This window comes from Armatimonadota bacterium (assembly GCA_020354555.1).
Lineage (GTDB): Bacteria > Armatimonadota > Hebobacteria.
Map to the genome: position 1 here is coordinate 489,949 of CP070648.1, position 20,495 is coordinate 510,443.

Annotated in this window: 14 protein-coding genes; 10 read left to right on the forward strand and 4 right to left on the reverse strand. The window is 64.7% G+C overall.

All coding sequences use genetic code 11. The features are described 5' to 3' along the window. Positions 1-29: 29 nt before the first annotated feature. From JSV65_02015 to JSV65_02025, 3 genes are read right to left on the reverse strand one after another with little or no spacing between them, the layout of a single operon-like run. Positions 30-1,055 carry a 6-phosphofructokinase gene (locus JSV65_02015; protein ID UCH35149.1) on the reverse strand — a complete coding sequence of 342 codons (1,026 nt, stop codon included), beginning with the start codon at positions 1,053-1,055 and terminating at the stop codon, positions 30-32. A gap of 31 nt (positions 1,056-1,086) precedes the next feature. Beyond that, the gene (locus JSV65_02020; GenBank protein ID UCH35150.1) at positions 1,087-1,776 is read right to left on the reverse strand and encodes an NAD-binding protein; all 690 of its coding nucleotides are present in this window, start codon (positions 1,774-1,776) and stop codon (positions 1,087-1,089) included. 18 nt (positions 1,777-1,794) lie between these two features. After that, complete coding sequence (locus tag JSV65_02025) at positions 1,795-2,247, reverse strand: TrkA family potassium uptake protein (GenBank protein ID UCH35151.1); 453 nt, start codon at positions 2,245-2,247, stop codon at positions 1,795-1,797. A 665-nt stretch (positions 2,248-2,912) separates the two neighbouring features. Between JSV65_02025 and JSV65_02030 the strand changes: the two genes are divergently transcribed. The 6 genes from JSV65_02030 to JSV65_02055 all read left to right on the forward strand — a co-directional run bounded on the left by JSV65_02030 (position 2,913) and on the right by JSV65_02055 (position 13,311). Beyond that, on the forward strand, positions 2,913-4,160 hold the full coding sequence (locus tag JSV65_02030) for a glycosyltransferase family 39 protein (protein ID UCH35152.1): 1,248 nt from the start codon (positions 2,913-2,915) through the stop codon (positions 4,158-4,160). Between the two features lie 558 nt (positions 4,161-4,718). After that, positions 4,719-5,582 (forward strand): prepilin-type N-terminal cleavage/methylation domain-containing protein, encoded by an 864-nt coding sequence (locus JSV65_02035; GenBank protein UCH35153.1) that lies wholly within the window; start codon positions 4,719-4,721, stop codon positions 5,580-5,582. A 426-nt stretch (positions 5,583-6,008) separates the two neighbouring features. Then, a complete protein-coding gene (locus JSV65_02040) occupies positions 6,009-6,884 on the forward strand; it encodes a prepilin-type N-terminal cleavage/methylation domain-containing protein (GenBank protein ID UCH35154.1) in 876 nt (291 codons plus the stop codon). A gap of 304 nt (positions 6,885-7,188) precedes the next feature. After that, entirely contained in the window at positions 7,189-9,753 is a 2,565-nt protein-coding gene (locus tag JSV65_02045) for an alpha-mannosidase (protein UCH35155.1), read from the forward strand. Positions 9,754-9,811: 58 nt separating this feature from the next. Further along, positions 9,812-10,249, forward strand: a complete 438-nt coding sequence (nikR, locus tag JSV65_02050) for a nickel-responsive transcriptional regulator NikR (GenBank protein UCH35156.1) — start codon at positions 9,812-9,814, stop codon at positions 10,247-10,249. Positions 10,250-10,320: 71 nt separating this feature from the next. Continuing rightward, on the forward strand, positions 10,321-13,311 hold the full coding sequence (locus JSV65_02055) for a hypothetical protein (GenBank protein UCH35157.1): 2,991 nt from the start codon (positions 10,321-10,323) through the stop codon (positions 13,309-13,311). A 59-nt stretch (positions 13,312-13,370) separates the two neighbouring features. Here the strand turns inward: JSV65_02055 and JSV65_02060 are convergent, their stop codons facing one another. Next, on the reverse strand, positions 13,371-15,392 hold the full coding sequence (locus JSV65_02060) for a DUF2961 domain-containing protein (protein UCH35158.1): 2,022 nt from the start codon (positions 15,390-15,392) through the stop codon (positions 13,371-13,373). Positions 15,393-15,573: 181 nt separating this feature from the next. On the opposite strand from JSV65_02060, the gene radC reads away from it, so the two are divergent. From radC to JSV65_02080, 4 genes are all read left to right on the forward strand, one after another. Beyond that, positions 15,574-16,260, forward strand: coding sequence for a DNA repair protein RadC (gene radC / locus JSV65_02065; GenBank protein UCH35159.1), 687 nt, complete (start codon positions 15,574-15,576; stop codon positions 16,258-16,260). A gap of 155 nt (positions 16,261-16,415) precedes the next feature. Continuing rightward, positions 16,416-17,966 (forward strand): M48 family metalloprotease, encoded by a 1,551-nt coding sequence (locus JSV65_02070; GenBank protein UCH35160.1) that lies wholly within the window; start codon positions 16,416-16,418, stop codon positions 17,964-17,966. 197 nt (positions 17,967-18,163) lie between these two features. Further along, a complete protein-coding gene (locus tag JSV65_02075) occupies positions 18,164-19,426 on the forward strand; it encodes a DegT/DnrJ/EryC1/StrS family aminotransferase (GenBank protein UCH35161.1) in 1,263 nt (420 codons plus the stop codon). Between the two features lie 18 nt (positions 19,427-19,444). Then, a complete protein-coding gene (locus tag JSV65_02080) occupies positions 19,445-20,494 on the forward strand; it encodes a Gfo/Idh/MocA family oxidoreductase (protein ID UCH35162.1) in 1,050 nt (349 codons plus the stop codon). Position 20,495 lies beyond the last annotated feature (1 nt).

Genomic DNA, 20,495 nt, shown 5'->3' on the forward strand with positions numbered 1-20,495 from the left:
TTTGACTGGTTGCTTCCCTTTGCGCGCGCTCACTTGAACGTCGTCTTGATCTCTTCGTACAGTTCGTGAGGCACCGTCTTCAGCTCAGCCACGGCATCCTCCAGGGGGACGCCGATGAACTGATTGCTCGTCAGCGACGACATGTAGCCGAACTTGCCCTCGTGAACCAGATCCACGGCTCGAATGCCCAGTCGAGTGGCTAGCATGCGATCGAACGCGGTAGGCGCTCCACCGCGGACGATGTGCCCGAGCACCGCCAGCCGCGTCTCAAAGCCGGTACGCTCCTCGACCTCCTTGGCGACGAATTCGCCGACGCCGCGCTGACGCAAGATGACGTGCCCGAAGTCGTCCGTGGTCGCGGTGCTTTGCTCAGCCTCGGTGATCTCCACGCCTTCGGACACGACGATCAGACCGAAGTTCCTTCCGCGCTCGCGCAGGTGCGCGATGTGGGCGCACATCTCGTCAAGGTCGAGGGTCACCTCGGGGATAAGGATCCAATCCGCACCCCCCGCGACGCCGGCCTCGAGAGCGACCCAGCCGGCGTGCCGTCCCATGACCTCCAGCACCATCACGCGCCGATGGGAGCGCGCCGTGTCGCGAAGCCGGTCCGCGGCATCGGTCGCGACCTCTGCGGCGCTGTCGAAACCGAACGTGTAGTCCGTGCAATTGAGGTCGTTGTCCATGGTCTTCGGAATGCCGACGGTCTTCACGCCCAGCGCGAACAGCTTGTGCGCCACGCCGAGCGTGTCTTCCCCGCCGAGGGCAACGATGACGTCGAGCTTGAGTTCCTCGATGTTGCGCAGGACGGCTTGGAGATCCTCGTCGCGCTTGAAAGGGTTGGTGCGAGACGATTCGAGGATGGTGCCGCCGCGCGAGATGATGTCCTCGACCATTTCCAGCGTGAGCGGACACGTATCGTTGTCAATGAGCCCGGCCCAACCGAGCTTGATACCCACGCACTCGTCGCCGAAGTCCATGGCGCGCATCACCACTGCGCGCAGAGCTGGATTGAGACCGGGGCAGTCTCCTCCCCCAGTCAGCACACCCAATCGCATTTCCGTACTCCTCCCTTAGATCACAAAGACGCTACCGCGTCCCCGACTCCGCGCCGTCTCCCGCGCTTCCCGCCATCAGCTCGCGCAGCGCGCGCTCGTCCGCCGGTCGCGTGAGGGCGATGACGCAGTCACCCTCCTCCAAGCGGGTGGTACCGCTGGGAAGTACGATCTGGTCGCCGCGAATAACCACGGCCACTACGGAATCGCCGGGAAGGTGTATATCCTTCAACGCGCGGTTGACGACCGGGGACTGCGCCGTCAAATCAGCTTCAACGATCTCGATGTTCCCTCGCTTCAGTGCCGTGAGCGGCACGACCTGTCCGGTGTCAACCTCCTGCTCGATGAGGCTGTAGATGATCTTGGTGCTGGCGAGGGTCGCATCTATCCCGAGCAGGCGAAATATCTCTTCGTTGCGCGGGTCGTTGACGCGAGCGATGGTACGCTTGACGTCGAAGTGCCGCTTCGCCATCTGGCAGATGACCAAGTTGTCCTCGTCGTCGCCGGTGACGGCCACCACCGCTTCCGCGCGGCCCATGCCGGCCTCTGACATCACCCGGACCTCGCAGCCGTCGCCGGCCATCGCCACCTCGCCAAGTTCCTCCGCGAGCAGCTCCGCGTGGCGCCGATCCTTCTCGATCAGCAGCACCTCGCGCCCCTCGCTGAGCAAGGTCTTAGTCAAGTAATACCCGACCTTGCCGCCCCCGACCACGATGACGTACATCAACGCACCTCCTCGGGTCTAGCGCCCGAGTTCGCTCGTCAGTCGCGCGTATTCCTCGTAGCTCCGCACCGGCTGCTCCGTGATCAGGTCTCTGACGATACCCGCGCCGACCGCGGTGGAGCAGAAAGTCGCCATGCCCATCTTCCCGTACTCCTCGGCCCGAATCGGGTCATAGATTCGCGCCATCACCCTCGGGACGCCGAACTTTTCCTTGGCGATCTGCGCCGCCATGATGTTCGTGTTATCCCCGTTGGTGACCGAAACGAAAGCGTCGGCGTTCTGTACGCCCGCTCGCCGCAGGATGTCTTCGTCAATCCCATTGCCGACCACGCGCTGCCCGCCGAAATCTGAACCGAGCCGCCGGAATGCGTTACTATCCCGGTCCAGGATAGTGACCTCGTGATTCTCGCGAGACATCAGTGTGGCGAGCGCAGAGCCCACCCGGCCGCAGCCGAGGATGAGGATCTTCATCGCACCTGCCTCAACGTATTCCCGCCATTAGGAGAGGGCCGCCGTGCCGCGGAGAACCGAACTCCAGCTTCACACCGGGAGGGAGTATCCCGGGTAAACCAACCGTTCCGCCGGCCCTCCCGTGAAGGCCAGGCTCCCGACAGCCCCCGGTCGGCGGTCAGTAGCCCGCCCGGCATCCCCGCGCCGACAGTGCGCCGTCCGAGGCCACACCCCTGCGGAACGCCGAGTCTCGTCGGTCGCATCTGCCCGCCGGGGCCGTTATCCGCTTATAGAGTCTCGTGTATTACCGCAGCGCCCGTAATACACGTAGACTCTTCCGGACGAGGTTCGTTCGGGAGGTGCCCCGCCATCCCTTGCGTCCTTCCCTAATACACGAACCTCGGTAGTACGCCCGGCTGGAGGCCAACGGCCCGGCCAATCCCGCCGGTTCGGCGGCCAACCATCGAGGTAGCATTATAAGCGTTTGCGCCCATGCACGCAAGTGCCGGCGCGCGCCGCCGGGCCGGCGCAGTCCGGCCTGCGTGCCCTGCTGTCCCGCACCGCATCGGCACACCCCGTCACTTGCAGGAGTCACGTTGAAACCGACGAATGCAACGGGAGGCATGCGACCATCCCCGAGATCCAAAGCCGGCGCGCCGGCGCGTCTTTCAACGCGCGCGCTGGTCGTGATCCTAGTCGGCTACCTGGTGCTCGCCGCAGTCTACTCATTCGCCACCCGCCTGCGCTGGGGCCCCGACGAGCCGGGTCACATCGCCTACATCGAGTCGCTTGCACTGGATGCGAGATTCCCCACCCTCGGCGAGGCCGACGTCTACCGCCCCGGTGCGGCGGTGTCTCATCAGGTGCAGCATCCGCCGTTGTATTACCTGGTCGCCGCCGGCGTATATCGGGCCGTGCTGTTTCTGCCCGAAGATGCGCGGATCAGAGCCCTGCGTCTGTTCTCCGCGGTGCTGGGCCTGGCTGCGCTGTGGTTCCTGTGGTCGCTCGCCAGCCTGATGTTCCGGGAGGACAACTCAAGCCGCCTAGCCGCAGTGGCGGCACTCGCTTTCCTCCCCCTGTTCGGCTATATGACGGCGGTGGTGAATAACGACGCCCTCGTTGTGCTGCTCGTGTCCGCAGTATTCCACACCATGGTGACGATCATGGCGGGCAACGACGCGCCCCGGCGGTGGGTCTTGCTGGGTGTTCTGACAGGGCTGGCAATCCTATCAAAGGAGGTCGCCCTGGCCCTGCTGCCGGTGCTTGTCATTGGCATGCTGCTTCCGCGGGGGGCGGAGGGGCCGCGGCTTCGCCGACGCCTGACGGGGCTCGGCGTAGCGATGGTGCCGGCCCTCCTCATCCCATCTACCTGGTGGATTCGTAACTTCGTGCTGTTCGGCCAACCCATGGTCTATGCCTACGTCAAGCCCCCGTTTGAAAACACGGCCGAAATGCTGGCCAACCCTTACCTCGCGCTGAGTGTTGCATCAATCTGGGCGAAGCTGAGCTTCCTGACGCTGTGGGCGCCCTACTGGGCCATCCGGGAGGTCATCCCCCGCAGTCCGTATCTGGCGCTGACCGGGGTCGTGTGCGCGGTCGCGCTCATCGGACTCATACTGCTAGTGACGGATCATCTCCGTGGAGCAGCGCGCCTCGACCGCGTGCCGGCACAGGCGATGGGGCTCATGATGGCCTTCGCTGTCCTCGTGGCTGCGGGTGTACTGCGCTACACGCTTCTCGTGGACTATCGCACCGTTGAAGGCGGGCGCTACATGCTCGTGACCTGGCCGTACCTGGCGATTCTGGGGATAGCCGGCTGGGCGCATCTCGCGGGCCGCAGCCGGCGTGCGGTCTTGCTCGGGCTGGCAGCAGTATGGCTCGTCGCTGATCTGATCGTGCTGCTTGCGGTCGGGCGAACCTATGCCGCGTGGTAGTCCGTCGCAGGACGAGTCGCACCCGATCCCGGCTCGCCGCGCAGGAGGAAACGCGGCAGGAATCGGTTGGGCGACTGACGAAACCTCCGGCGAGGTCACGGGAAATGGATGCGGGGGCGTCTTCCCGTGAGGGCCGGTTTCGGCAGGCGTTCGACGCGGACTTCGCGAAACGCGGTATGCGTGGACGACTGTGACGGATGAGTCATGACCGCCGCAACGGACGAGCGGCCTTCCCGGGGGTGCCGCAAACGTTTTTTCTACGTGGGCGGCGCGAGGCCCGGCGGACAAGCCGCTCGAGGCGTCACAACATGTGAGCGCGGTAGGCAAACCGGCAAGCGCGCAGTACAATATCGAGCAGCCAGCGCAAGATCCTCTGCTCCTGAGATTTAACGAGCTTGCGGAGACTGCGGGTGTTCTTTCAGTTCGCGTGAGTGGCACGATTGGGTAACGCTTGGCCCTGGAAGGAGGTGAGACCAGGCAAGAGGGCTCACGCGTCGTTATAGCCGATCATATGAGTCTCAGTGAGACCTTTCGCGACCATTAAGGAGGCTTGTGAGCATGCGAAAGAACCGCGGCTTTACCCTGATTGAGTTGCTGGTGGTGATTGCGATCATCGCAATACTCGCCGCTATCCTGTTCCCGGTGTTCGCGCGCGCTCGGGAGGCGGCGAGGAAGGCCACCTGCCTGTCCAACCTGAAGCAGATCGCCCTTGCGGCAATCATGTACGCTCAGGACTACGATGAGGTGCTCCCGGCGGCTAACTGCACCGGTTGGCAGTCGAGCGCACACCCCCTGGACCCCGCCAACCAGTATATCACCGACTTCACCGGCCTCGGATCGGCCGACTACTGGCAGCTGGCGGACGCTCTCGTGCCGTACATCAAGAGCCTGGACATCTTCAATTGCCCGACCAACAGCAGGCGGTACCCGGGCTTCACAGTTGAGACCGTGATTCTAACCTCCGGCACGGCTGTCGGCGTACGCAAGGTCGGCCGCCTCGCCGCGTCGAACGGCTCTGGAACGTACTGGTGGAGCTGCTGCCATTTCGATGACGCCGTCAGCGGCGCCATAGACCAGCAAGGCACGACTGGCGCCATGTTTGACATCGCGTACGTTTTGGGCTTCATCCCCTCCGGCGACTACGACAACCCAGAGGAGTACTTCGCCTGCGCCAACGCGGTCGGCAACTTCGACGACCCCGTGTGGAAGCCGATGGGCGGCGAAGATAGCTTCGGGTGCCACGAAGGGTACTCCCACGACTTCTTGAATGGCGGACACGTCATCCCGGTCGAGTTGGGCGGGACCCCTCCCACCGTCCCGATTGCGATGCCGACAATGTTTGTTGACGGCCACGTCAAGTACATGCGGCTCGGCTTCTACCAGTTCATCGGGATGGCTTCGCAGCCGAACGAGATCCAGTAGAGCCTGTTCCCGGCAGACGGTTTCCCGTCTCCACCGACGGGACCGTTGAGCGGTAGGCGGCCCGCCTCGATCCGGATCGAGGCGGGCCGCTTCGTTATCCCCTCCAAACGGGGTGCTCCCGCCGTCTCGCCCGCCGAATGTGCCCACGGTGAGTCCCGCCGCAGGCGCTGACGACGGGTAAGCGTAGTAGGCAAACCGGCAAGCGGGTAGTATAATATGCAGTAGTGACTACACGGCCTGCCCCAATCGGGAGGTCATGAGCATACGGTGACTGTGGACGCTGCTCCGATTCGCATAGGTGGCACGATCGCGTAAGGTTTAGCCCCGAAGGAGGTGACGTCAGGTCAGAGGGCTCGCGCGTCGTCATAGCTGATCATATGCGTTCCAGCGAATCCTTTCGCGTGAGACCAAAGGAGGTATGTCAGCATGCGAAAGAACCGCGGTTTCACCCTGATTGAGCTGCTGGTGGTGATTGCGATCATCGCAATCCTCGCCGCCATTCTGTTCCCGGTGTTCGCGCGCGCTCGCGAGGCAGCGAGGAAGGCCACCTGCCTGTCCAATCTGAAGCAGATCGCCCTTGCGGCGATCATGTACGCTCAGGACTACGATGAGGTGCTCCCGGCGGCTAACTGCACCGGCTGGCAGTCGAGCGCACACCCCCTGGATCCCGCAAATCAGTATGTCACCGACTTCAGCGGGCTCGGATCGGCCGACTACTGGCAACTGGCCGACGCCCTCGTGCCGTACGTCAAGAGCCTGGATCTCTTCAACTGTCCGACCGCCATGCGGCGCTATCCGCACTTCGCCATCCACACCGAGGTCCTGACCTCCGGCACCGCTATTGGTGTCCGCAAGGTGGGGCGCCTGGCCTCCGACCCGTACGACGCGTCGAACGGCTGCGGTACGTACTGGTGGGGCTGCTGCCACTTCGATGCTGGTGTCAGCGGCGCGACCGCCCAGCAGGGCACGACCGGCACCATTTGGGATGCAGCGGACCTCTTGGGTTTTATCCCCTCTGGCGACTATGACGACCCGCAGGACTACTGGGCTTGCGCCAATGCGGTCGGCATCTTCGACGACCCGGTGTGGAAGCCGCTGGGCGGAGAGGACGAATACGCCGTGCACGAAGGGTACTCCCACGACTACTGCATGGAACACGTCATCCCCGTCGAGCTGGGCGGCACGCCCCCGACCATCGTCATCGCCATGCCGGTCATGTTTGTTGACGGCCACGTCAAATACATGCGACTGGGCTTCTACCCGATGCTGGCACTAGTCGTTCTGCCAAACAGCATCCAGTAGGCGCCGCCATGCGACCGGCAGTCGCAACGCATCCCGGTTGACTGGGATGCACGGGTTTCCGCGACCCGCCTCGCTGCACCTGGAGGCGGGTCGCTCCCTTGTGCCCACCGACTCGAATCTCAGCGGCAGCCCCGAGAACCATGTCGTCAGCATGCGCTTCGGCGGCATCAGCCCGCGAAGGGCGTCACGCATTTGTGGCGAATTGAAGAAGCGTGCTCGGGAGGCATCGAGCCCGTGCGGCTGTCGCCGGCGCGCCATCGCCCAGCCGACACCTGCCGGCTCTCACTCCACGAGCCAACACGTCATGGGAGCAATGAGAATCATGTCCGTCACCCGCGTCCTCGTCATCCTCTGCATCCTCGGCGCATTGGCTGTGGCGTCACCCGCCCAGGATATCTCGGACTGCACGCTGTACATGATGGGCCAGTCGCACATTGATGTCGCCTGGCGGTGGCAGTGGGATGAGACTATCGGCGTCTGCCGCGACACCTTCGGCCAGGCGCTCCAGCTCATGCAGGACTACCCTGATTTCCGTTACACCCAGAGCCAGGCGCTCCTCTACGCGGCGATGGAGGAGCATGACCCCGAGTTGTTCGCCGCGATCAAGCGGGCGGTCGAGGCGGGGCGCTGGAGCATCGTCGGCGGGATGTGGGTGGAGCCCGACTGCAACATGCCGAGCGGCGAGTCGCTCGTCCGGCAATGTCTTCACGGGCAGCGGTACTTCCGGGACAAGTTCGGCGTCGAGGCACACATCGCGTGTGTGCCCGATACGTTCGGCCTCGCCTGGACCCTGCCCCAGATCCTCAAGAAAAGCCATATGGACAGCCTCGGATTCGCCAAGTTCACGTTCGGCCCTGGCCCGCTGCTCAGATGGGAAGGTCCTGACGGCTCCCAGGTGTTGTTCTATAACGGGCGCGACACGCTCGAGGCAATAGGCGCGGCGCTCGGCGACCCGCCGGACTTCTCGCGATTGCCGCCCACATTGAAAGCGCTGGCGGAGGACACCGGCGCCAACATGCTGGCCGTACCGTACGGGGTGGGGGACCACGGCGGCGGCCCCACTCGGCGTGACATCGAGATGTTCCGCGGTCTCGCCCGACTCCCTGGTATGCCCACGGTCTGCTTGGCGACCGCTGACGATGTCTTTGCCGCCCTGCGTGAGAAGGCCGACCGTCTGCCGGTCTGGCGCGACGAAGTCAACTACTACCACCGCGGCTGCTACTCGTCGCAGGCCGAGATGAAGCGCCGCAATCGCAAGTGCGAGACGCTCCTGCCCAACGGCGAGAAATTCGCGGTCATGGCCATGTTGACGGGCGGGTCTGATTACCCGCGCGCAGCCCTGACCGAGGCGTGGCGGGGAGCGCTCTTCAACCAGTTTCATGACATTCTTCCGGGATCATCAATCACGGAGGTTCACGCCGACGCCATGGATCTCTATCGCGACGTGGAGGCGGCGGGCGAACGCGTGCTGGACGACGCGCTTGCAGCATTGGCGCAGCGCGCCAACACCGAGGGTAGCGGCGAAGCCGTGATCGTCTTCAACCCGCTGCCCTGGCCGCGCACTGACATCGCGGAGGTGACGTTGGATTACGACAAGGTGCCGGCGCAGCTCACGGCCCGCGATGCGACCGGCGCCACCTGGGCCGCGCAGGTCGCAAGCAGCAAGACGATTTACGAAGCGTTCGAGCGCTGTCAGGTGATCTTCGCTGCGCGCGACGTGCCGGCGTTCGGCTTCAAGGTGTTCTGGATCGAGCGCAGCGATGCCGCGCCGGACAGCGGCCTCGCCGCCGGCGACTACTGGATCGAGAGTCCGCGCTGCCGCGTCGAGGTCGACGCGAAGACCGGCCACGTCATCACCATACGGGACAAGCAGTTGGGGCGGGACATCCTGGCGCGCGGCGCGCGAGGCAACGTCTTGCGCCTACTGGGCGACGACAGCGGCGGGCATACGGCGTGGGAGATCAAGTACACCGGCGACGTCGCAGAGCTCGCTAACCCGGTCTCGGTTCGCGTCGTCGAGCGCGGGCCGGTGCGCGCGACGGTCGAGGTCCGGTATTTCCGAGAAGGCAGCGTGTACCACCAGCGCATCTCGCTGTACGAGGACATCGAACGCATAGACTTCCCCACGACCATTGACTGGCGCGAGTACCATACCGCGCTCAAGGTATGCTTCCCGGTTGCGGTTGACGTGGACGAGTTCGTCCGCGAAATACCGTTCGGCAACATCGCGCACCAGTGCAACGGCGACGAGGTGCCGGCGCAGAAATGGATAGACCTCTCCGGCGGCGAGTGGGGCGTCAGCCTGCTCAACGATTCCAAGTATAGCCACAGCGTCACCGGAAGCGAGATGACGATCACGCTGCTGCGCAGCACCACCGACCCGGACCCGGTCGCCGATCTCGGGCGGCACACCATGACATACAGCCTGGTTCCTCACACCGGCGGATGGCGCGAAGCCCTGACCCAGCGCCGCGCCGAGGAGCTCAATGCCCCGCTCCTGGCCCGGGCTGTCGACCGCCACGAGGGGGCGCTCGGCTCCGAGTACTCTATGCTCAGCGTCGAGCCGGACAATGTCTTCGTCTCCGCGACCAAGTTGTGCGAGGACTCCAACGACCTTCTGGTTCGCGTTTGGGAGGCGCACGGGCAGGCGACACGAGCGCGGGTGAAACTTCCGATAGCTCAGGCCGCGGTGACCGAGGTTGACCTGCTCGAGGACACGCTCGGGCCCGTCGAGGCGACCGATGGCGTCCTCGTGGTGGACATCAAGCCCTACGAGATACGCAGCTTCAAGGTCAGGACCGGCATCCGGACGCCCAAGCCGGCATCGCGGGGGCTGCTCTCCGCAGAGCGCGCGTGGGAGATGCGATAGGTGCGGCGGGGGCGCGCGCGACCGACGTCTTGCCGCCGCGCGCAGGAGTTCGCATGACATGAGCGATCACGACGACAGTAGTGAAACGGCAGAGCGCTTCGGTGTCTCCATGAGCCGGCGGCTGCTGCGTGCATTCGATCGAGTAATCCGTGAGAAGGGCTACCGCAGCCGCTCCGAGGCTATCCGCGACATCGTGCGCAACTACCTTGTCGGCCAGGAGTGGGTCGGCGGCAGGTCCCGGGTCGTGGGAACGGTCACCATCGTCTATGACCACGGGACCCGCGAGCTGGGTGACGTCCTGACCCACCTTCAGCACGAGCATCAAGCCACCGTCGTCTGCAGCACGCACGTGCACCTCGACCAGCACAACTGTCTCGAAGTGGTCGTGCTCAAGGGCCGTCCGCGGGATGTCCAGGCCATCGCCGACCGGCTCATCAGCACGCGCGGCGTGAAACACGGCCGCCTCGTCTGCACGACCACTGGCGCGCGTGTGTGATGCCCCCGGCGAACCGGCCCGAAGATCCCCGCGCACACCCGATCCCGGCGCACGCAGAAAGGCAAACGCTCATGCTCCTCGCGGCTGTCCTGATCGTGCTCCTGTGCGCTGCTGTCTGCGGCGCGCAGGAAGACATCCCTCGCGGAGTAGGTTCGTGGCCGGCTGACGGCCTCGGCAATCACAGGGCGGTGGTTCGGGTCGAGGAGCCATCCGACGCGGTATGGGTCCACATCACGTGGCGCCGACGTGACGATGCGCAGGATAATAACATCGTCATCATCTACGCGGCAACCGGCGAGCAGGTGACCAACGTCGTCCGAGCCGAGATAAGCCGCGAAGCCGGCGACGTCGTCTTTCAGGCCGGCGCTGCGGGCGAGTACCAGGTCTACTACATGCCCTACACGGCTTCAACCCAGCCGTGGGGCTACGCGACGCGCTATTCCTCGCCCGAGGATACCGCCGATCCCGCCTGGGTCGATCGCCACGGTCTGACGCCCGCGGGCCTCGCGCAGGGCGAATGGCGGACGCTCCCGCGGGCTACAGTGGTGGAGATTCAAGCGCGTACGGACTTCGACCGCTTCGATCCGATGGAAGTCCCGGCGAGCGCGGCTGAGATGCAGGATATGCTGGCACGGCATCCCGGCGTACCCTACCTGCTCTTCCCGGAGGACCGCGAACACGCCATACGGATGACCGCCGATCTGCCGCTGCGGTGGGTACGGAACGGGCCGAGCAGCCGCTTCGACGGCGCGGCGCAGCGCGGCGAGTTCTACGTGTTTCAGATCGGCCTGTACGCGGCGCGGGAACGTATCGAGGGGCTCAAAGTCACATTCGACGACCTCACATCCGACAGCGGGGAACGCATCCCTGCGGCGGCGTTCCACTGCTTCAACCTCGGCGGCACCGACTGGCTCGGACGAAGTTTCGAGAAGGACGTCACGGTGCCGCAGGGAGCGGCCCAGGCGCTGTGGTTCGGCGTGCAGCTACCAGAGGGCACGCAACCAGGCGAGTTGCGAGGCGCCCTGAACGTACGGCCCCTGAACCTTCCGGAAACGAGAGTAGACCTGTCCATCACCGTGGGCGCCGATGCCATCGCCGACCACGGCGACAACGATCTCTGGCGCCAGGCCCGGTTGCGTTGGCTGGATTCGACGATCGGACTCGATGACGAGGTCGTCGCCCCGTATACTGCGCTGCACGTGGCGGGCCGGACGGTTTCCTGCCTCGGACGCGAGGTGCGGTTCGCGGACACGGGACTCCCGGAGAGCATCACCAGCAGCGGGCGCGAGATACTGGCGAAGCCCATCGCCATGGTCGCGGAAGTGGGGGAGGGGCGCGAGTCCAATGAGACTGAATGGGGAGGCGGCCGTCCCAGGATTCTGAAGCAGGCGCCGGGCGCCGTGACGTGGCAGTCCGGCAACGCGGGCGGGCCTCTCGAGATGCGCTGCTGGGCCAAGATGGAGTGCGACGGCTACGTCAACTTCCGCGTGACCATCGCCGCGCGGCAGAGGGTGGAGGTGAAAGACATACGCCTCGAGATCCCGATGCGCCGCGAGGCGGCGACGTACATGATGGGTCTCGGACGTACCGGAGGCTACCGGCCCGAGGAATGGCAGTGGGCCTGGGATGCGCGGCGGGCGAACAACTCCGTGTGGGTGGGCGACGTGGCCGCCGGGCTGTACTGCAAGCTGAAGGATCCGGCGGACTCATGGTCACTCGGCGGGCTGCCCGACCTGCCCGCGGCGTGGCACAACGGCGGCCGCGGCGGCTGCATCGTGAGCGAAGAAGGCAACGATATCGTGACGGTTGGCGCGTATAGTGGCCAACGCGCCTTGCAGGCCGGGGAGGAGCTTGAGTTCTGCTTCGGTCTGCTCGTCACGCCCGTCAAGTCTCTCGACCCTGCTCACTGGAATCAGCGTTACTATCACGCCGCCGTGCCCGCGCAGACGGCCGTGGATGCCGGCGCGAACATCATCAACGTCCACCACGGCAACGACCTGAATCCCAACATCAACTATCCCTTCCTGGCTGCCAACGAGCTGGCCGCCTATGTCAACGACGCCCACGCGAAGAATGTAGCGGTCAAGATCTACTACACCGTGCGCGAACTCAGCAACTACGTGGCGGAGATATGGGCGTTGCGGAGTCTGGGGCACGAAGTGTTCACCGACGGGACCGGCGGCGGTCACTCGTGGCTGTGCGAGCATCTCGTGGATCATTACGCTCCCGCGTGGCATCATACGTTCGAGGATGGCCGGGTGGATGCGGCGATGGCGACCACTGGGCTTTCGCGTTGGCACAACTACTACCTGGAAGGCCTGGCGTGGCTGCTTGGGCATGTCGAGATCGACGGGCTCTATCTCGACGGCATCGGCTACAACCGCGAAATCATGAAGCGCGTGCGCAAGGTCATGGACCGTATGCGCCCCGGGTCGCTGATGGACTTTCACTCCGGCAACGATTTCACGTTCAATGATCGCCGCGTCAGCCCGGCTTGCCTGTACATGGAGCACTTCCCGTACGTCAACAGCCTGTGGTTCGGCGAAGGGTACGACTACAACGAAAGCCCGGACTATTGGCTGGTCGAGATCTCCGGAATCCCCTTCGGCCTGTTCGGCGAGATGCTGCAGGACAACGGCAACCCGTGGCGCGGCATGGTCTATGGGATGACGGCCCGCTACTACAGCGGGGCCGACCCGAAGCATATCTGGCGCCTGTGGGACGAGTTCGGGATTCAGGACGCGCGGATGATCGGATACTGGGACCCCGCGTGCCCGGTAAGGACCGATCACCAGAACGTGCTTGCGACGGCCTATGTGAAGCCGGACAAGACGCTCGTGTCGATCGCCAGTTGGGCGCGGGAGTCGCTGTGGGGCAAGCAGCCGGTGCGCTGCCGGCTGCGCGTCGACTGGGCGGCGTTGGGCCTCGATCCGGAGAAGGCGACGATCGTCGCCCCGGCGATTCCCGGATTTCAGGACGCGGCTGAGTTCCGCCCACCTGACGAAATACCGGTCGAGTCCGGCAAAGGCTGGCTGCTGGTCCTGTCGGAAGACCGGACCTGAGCAACGCACGCGGTTCAAGAACGCTGCGGCTGCCGGGCAACACGCGAAAGAGACGGCCGCTAGCGGACAGGCTCCAGCAGCACGTAGTCTATCCCCGCCATGCGGTTAACCGGCTGCGCTGAAGGGTTCGTGCCGACGCATCGCAGGCCGATCAGCAACTCTCCGGCCGGTACGTCGAACTCGCCCAGGTTGACCTTCAGCGGCGTGATTTGCTGCGCGTAGAGATCCACGGGTCGCCCCACGGGCTCACCGCTAACAAGCGGCTGGTGTATGCCGTAGTCCCATGACTTGGTCATGCCCAGCGTGACAGCGTAATGGCCGGCCTTTGCCACCGGCACCTTGACTTCCAGGACATCGCCTTCCTCGGGGTTGAGCCACCACAAGTGACGGCTGTCGCTGAAGTCTCCCGACAGGTCCTGCACCTGGGTCTTGCCGCCAGTGCATCGGGCGACCTCCAGCTTCTCGCCTTCGACCGCTCCCTTCACGCGGTAAGGCTCCGGCAAGGGCCGGATGCGCCGCTCGGCCGCGGACACCGGCGCAAAGAAGTCCGTCGCGCCGGGCGCCGCGTACCAGTATGCCGTGCAGGCGTACTCGCGATCTGCACCTGACCATTTCTCGATGTCGAACCTGATGCGTCTCTGGAACGGAATGTCATCAGAGACGTGATAGCGCGCGACCGCCGTATACCCGAAGTTGCCCGGGCCGGTGACGATGCTCTGGCTGTGGTAGGCGTGACTGAAGAGCGTGGTGTTGCACCAGGCGTAGCCGAAGTAGTCCTCGGAGCCGGTGCCGAAATAGCTGGGGAATGTGTCGTCGTCAACCCAGACCTTCTCGTCGCCTTCGCCCCACCAGCCGGGCTTCGTGTTGACCACGCCGAGCATGACCCCGACGAAGCGCCCCGGCCCGCCGGCCTCGAGCATCGGCCAGTCAACAAACTCCGGCTGGGCGAGCAGCCAGTCATTGCGCCACTTCGCGTGAAAGTAGAGCGTACGCCCTTGCCTCCACTCCGCGGGCTTGCTCCATACGGTAAGCCGTACACTCACCGGGTCGTCTGATTCGTTGCGAATGGCAATGCGCGCGCGTTTGGCGAAGGGCATGTACCAGTTGCAGTAGCAGCGGCCGTCCCCGAGCATGCCGACCGGAAGGCTCTCGTGCGGGTTTACGCCGGGCGTCGAGCCGAAGAAGTCGCCAATCGGCGCCCATACGCTCGGCTCGCGCTCCTCGTCGAAACTGATCGTCAGCAGCGTCTCGCGCATCGCGGCGAACAGCTGCTCCGCAGGCACGTCGATCAAGCCCTCCATGCGCACAATCGCGCCCGGCCCCGCGAAGTCGTCGAGTACGAGTTCTCTTCCCGGCGCGATGGTAGCATCTTCGTCGCGGCGCTGCGCGCCTTTCGTCGTGAAGCTCACGGCGGGCCTGGAAAGGATCTCGCCGATCTCGCGCATCGTCGGGCGCGCCTCGTCCAGGGCCTGCATGGAGAACGGTTCCACGACTGTCCCTGTGGGGTACGTCCGATAGCCGACGTGGTAATACAAGCTCGGCTTGTCGACCGTGACCTTGCAGCGCTGCTGGTATGCGATCGGGAAGTAGAGATTGGCCCCCAGCGCGCGGCGACCGCTGAAGGGAGCCGGGAACTCCGGCATCTGCGCCGATGTCAACGCGAGGAAGTCGGCTTCGAGCGCCGGCGTCTGCATATCGTCAACGTAGATTCGAATCGTGCCGCCGCCGTCCGGGTTTGCCGACCACAGGCGCACGATCGCTCCCGGGCCGTCTATCTCCGCCATCACGAACTCGGTGCGCCCGTCGCGCTGCTCCTGGCGGATAAACTTGCCGGCGTCGCCGTTCGCGAACCAGCCGTCCTGTTCCGGCGATACGCTTGCTCGATCATAACTCGACTGTTGGTCGCACTCCATGCCGGGCTGCGGCGCGGTCGCGAGCCGTTCCATATCTATCATCTCGCGCAGCAGCGCCTCGATGGTCACGCGGCCATCAGCCGGTGCCGCCTGCGCGGACCCGGGCCCCACCACAAGCCACAGCACCGCGGCCATCACCATCACGACTTCCAGGACCATTCGTCTCATGCTCGCAATCCCTCCCGTAGTCCCCATCGGGCATAACCCCGACGAACCGCAACGGTCTTCGCTGCGCGGCGCACCGACTCCTGTCAACGGCCCGTAGAGATGGAGGTCGAGAGCACCGATACAAAGGAATCCCGCACCCCCGAGTCGAAATCGGGAGCGGTCCCGGTTCCGAGCAGGCGCCATGGAAACGTACAGCACGATGATCCGCGATATCCCGGCGGATGAGCGCCCGCGGGAGAGGCTCGCCCACGCTGGCGCGGAGGCGCTGAGCGTGCCGGAGTTGCTCGCTATCATCCTGCGCGTCGGCTCGAGCCGCGGTTCAGCCATCAGCCTGGGCAACCAGTTGCTCAAGCACTTCGGCAGCTTGAGAGCGGTCGCGACGGCGACGGTGGCCGAGCTATCGGCGGTGCCGGGCGTCGGTATGGCGAAGGCGGCACAAATCAAGGCCGCGTTCGAGTTGGGCAAACGGTTAGCTACCATTACGAACGAGAAGCCGGTCGTCAATTGCCCGGAGGTGGCCGCCGGTCTCGTCATGGAGGATATGCGCTACCAGGACAAGGAGCACTTCAAGGCCCTGCTGCTCGATGTGCGCAATCGGTGCATCGCCGTGCGCCCTGTCTCGATGGGCAGTCTCACGTCGAACGTCGCCCATCCCCGCGAGGTCTTCCACGAGGCGGTGTCACATTCGGCGCATTCGGTCATCGTCGCGCACAACCATCCCAGCGGCGACCCGACGCCGAGCGAGGAAGACAAGGCTCTGACGCGGCGCCTGGTCGAAGCGGGGAAGGTCATGGGCATCGAAGTCCTCGATCACGTCATCATCGGGGACGGCCGCTGGGTCAGCCTGAAGGAAAAGGGCCTGATGTAGCGCATCGCCGCGCCGCGCGTGACCCCGACTCGCATTCACCCCGTGCCGCCTCGTCGCGCACGCAGTTTGCGTTCCCGCGCCTCGGATCCCACGCCAAAGGCGCATTCAATCATACGCCATATCTATACTACAGTATGCCAGGTGGACGATACGATATGAACTCACGACCTTCCGGAGACACGGCTTCTCGCGATACGAGGCACATCGTTGTCACGGTGCTTGCCGCGGCAGTGGTTGTCTCGATCTTCTGCGCATTCGCGGCGATCATTTTCAGGGTGAGTTGGAAGATCGGGCTGCTGGGCCTGCTTGCGTTCGCGATCGCCTATGCGATTGACATCTACCGCACGCTCAATCCGAGCCTGCCGGAGGTAACGCCGGATTCAACTGACGAAGACGGCAGACGAATCTACGCCGCGGTCAAGCAGGTCAGCGCGTCCGCGGGCATACCTATGCCCAGGATCTATCTCGACCCCGACCCGGATCCCAATGCGTACACCTACGGCTTCGGGCCGCGGCACTCGGTGATCGTGTTCCACAAGGGCATCCTCGATCTCGTCGGTGACGACGAGGAGATGCTTCGCTCGGTCGTCGGGCACGAGATTGGCCACATGCTGAGTTTCGACTGCTCGGTCTTCACTGCCCTGATCTTTCCGATTCATATCATGACGTGGGTGTCCAACCTGCTGGTGAGCCTCGCCTATCTCGCGGGGCGGATGATCGGACCCATCATCCACACGACTCTGCGCGCCGCGACGGACATCTGGGGCCTGCTCATTGGCTTGTTCATCGCCATGTTCGTGGTGTTCCTCGCGTTCTACCTTGCGATGTGGGCCGGCCTCATCATCGCCGCGATCGCGGTGTGCACGTTGTTCGTCAACCTGCTCAAGCGCGAGCGGGAGTACGCCGCCGACGCCATCGGCGCGCGCCTGGTGGGCGGCAAGTCGGGGACGGTGCGCGTGCTTGCCCGCCTCCTCGACGCCGCGCCGCATGACGCCGAGGTGCTCGCCGCCGCGCTCGCCAGTCACCCCGGCCCCAGGCCCGATGGGGAGGAACACCCCGACCTCGAACGCTGGCCAGTCAACAGATACGTCAATGTCGGGCTCATGCACGCCGCGAAGGAACTCCTGTTCGACCATCCCTACACGGTGCGGCGCATCGGCAATGTGAACAGCGTGGCGGCGCTCGGGAAACCCCTGGTGCGCACATCCGACTTGGCGGCATGGATCCCCGCCGGCGTTCTCATCGTGCTCTTCACCTCAAGCTCCGCCTTGTGGCCCGGCGGGGCTTCCCGCCGGCAGCCCAGTCCGCCTTCGCGCCCACCGGCTCAGACGCAAACGACCGCCCCCAGATACATCCCGCCGCCGCCGCCAAACCGCGCTGAAGAGCCGTCCGCGCCCGTTGAGGATCTCGAGACGCCCGACGAGCCCTCGACGGTCGTCGAAGTCGTCCCGCAAGAGCAGCAGCCCGCAGAGGAGCCGGAGCCGAGCGCTGAAACCGAGCGCGGCCGGCGATTGGCTGAACTCGGGCGAGAACACCTGCGCCTGGCGGGCGAGGGCGAGACACAACAGAACTCCGCGACCGTCAGAATGCACATCCAACAAGCCATCCGCTGCTTCGAGGAAGCCGTGCGCCTCGACCCATCGAACCAGGAAGCGCAGCAGAACCTGGATAACGCGCGCTTCCTCCTGCAAACCGTGCCGGAGTAGGGGAGGCGGCCGCGCTTCGCCCGACTCCCGCTGCGACCTCGGCTCCGATAGGACGACCGAACACGCAGGCCGCATCAAGCCGTGCGGATTGCGAGCATACCGGTTCTCCCTTGACACGCCCGTGACACGACTCGACCGGGCAGGACTCCCCCCTCGGCGCGCCGAAGACGCCCGCAACCGATCAGCGGAGGACTGACATGAGCGCGAAGCTAGCCATAGACGGTGGAACGCCGGTGCGAGCCGAACCCTATCCCCCGTGGCCGTTCTTCTGGGAAGAAGAGAAGCAGGCGGTTCGCGAGGTGCTTGACTCCGGCAAAATCAACTACTGGACCGGCTTTCGCGGCATGGAGTTCCAGAAGCAGTGGGCGGAGTATTGCGGCGTGAAGCACGCCATCGCGCTGAACAGCGGCACGAGCGCCTTGCACGTCGCCGCCGCCGCGGCGAGCATCGGCCCCGGTGACGAGGGGATCTGTCCCTCCTACACGTTCATCGGAACCGCCGCCGCCGTTTGCCACCAGAATGCGGTCCCCATATTCGTTGACGTTGACGAGCAGACGTACAACATTGACCCCGCCGCCGTCGAGAAAGCAATCACGCCCAGGACGAAGGCCATCATTGCGGTCCACCTGCACGGACATCCGGCAGAGATGGATCCGCTGATGGACCTGGCGAAGAAGCACAACCTCGTCGTCATCGAGGACGCCGCGCAAGCTCACGGCGCGGAATACAAAGGAAAGAAGATCGGCTCCATCGGCCACCTCGCCGCTTTCAGCTTCTGCCAGGACAAGATCATCACCACCGGCGGCGAGGGCGGCATGGTGACGACCAACGACGACGACTTCGCCGAGATTGGCCGCAGCTTTAAGGATCACGGCTACTGGGAGGAGGAGCACAAGGACTTGCTCCAGATGGAGGCGCTCTATCCCTACATCCATCACCGCGTCGGCTTCAATTACCGCATGACCGAGATGCAATCCGTAATTGGCATGGTGTGCCTGAGGCGTCTCGATGAGTGGGTGGACAAGCGGCGCGAGAATGCACATTTCCTGAGCGAGTGCATCGGCCGGATCGCACAGCTCGAGCCGCCGCACGAGGCGCCGCACGTCAAGCATGCCTTCTACAAGTACGCATTCACCATCAAGCCGGAGACCCTGAAGTGCAGCCGCGATGACTTCATCCTTGCCCTGCGCGCCGAGGGCATCCCTTGTATCGCCGGCGTGCCACCGAGCAACCAGATGGAGGAGGTTTTCCAGAAGCACGTTGGATACGGCCATACCAAATGTCCGTTCGCATGTCCGTGGTACGGCGATCCGCCGGACTACAGCAAGATGAAGACGCCGGTCGCGGAGCGGATTGGCGCGAGGACGGTATGGCTGCTGGTGCATCCGACCGTCGAGCGCAAGGACCTCAAGGACGCGGCCACGGCGTTGGAAAAGGTCGCCGGAGCATACGCCGTCTAGGGGAGATGGAGGCGGACGATGGCCTGGAAGTGGGGAGTCATAGGAGCGGGTGGCATCGCGGACCGGCGCACGATGCCTGAGGGGATTGTGCCCTCAGATCGGTGCGAGCTCGTGGCGCTGATGGACGTGGACGGCAACCGCCTAGGCGAGGTGGCGCGCAAGTATGGCGTGAGTCGGACGACGACCGATGTTGCTGAGCTGCTTTCATGGGACGACGTGCAGGTTGTCTATATCGGCACGCCGGTGTGTCTCCACCCCGAGCACGCGATCGCCGCCGCCGAGGCCGGGAAGCACGTCCTCTGCGAGAAGCCGCTCGCGATCACCGCGGCGGAATGCCGGCGGATCACAGGCGCAGCCGAGGCAAATGGCGTCAAGCTCGCCGTCGGGTACATGATGCGCTTCCACGCGCTTCATCGGCGTCTGAAGGAGATGATCGAAGCGGGAGATATCGGTCAGCCGGTGCTCGCGCGAGCGAACTTCACGTGCTGGTATCCTGAGATCGAGGGCGCCTGGCGCCAGGATCCGGAAAAGGGTGGGGGAGGCGCGCTTCCGGATCTCGCGACGCATTGCATTGATCTGCTGCGGTGGATGCTCGGGGAAGTCGCTTCGGTTTCCGCGCAGGCGGACACGATCACGTTCGGATACCCTGTTGACGACATCGCCACCATCATGCTGAAGTTCGCGGGCGGCGCGCACGGGATGGTCGAGGCGTGCTTCAACGTGCCGGACGCCGCATCGCAGTACATACTCGAAGTCTACGGCACCAAAGGCAGCGTGATTGCGGATCACACGCTCGGCCAGATGCCGGGCGGGAACATGGTTGCTCATGTGGTTGACGAGCCGGGCGGCTACGACGCGGCGCAGGGTACGCCATCCGGCGGCCGGACCGAAGCCATCCAGGCCCCGCTGGTCAACATGTATCAGGCTGAGGTGGAGCACCTCTTGGACTGCATCGAGGCCGAACGGGATCCGCTCATCAGTGGCGCCGAAGCGACTCGGGTCCAGGAGATCGTCGAAGCGGCGTACGAGTCCTCGCGGACCGGCAAGCGCGTGGATATCGGCGCGTGAG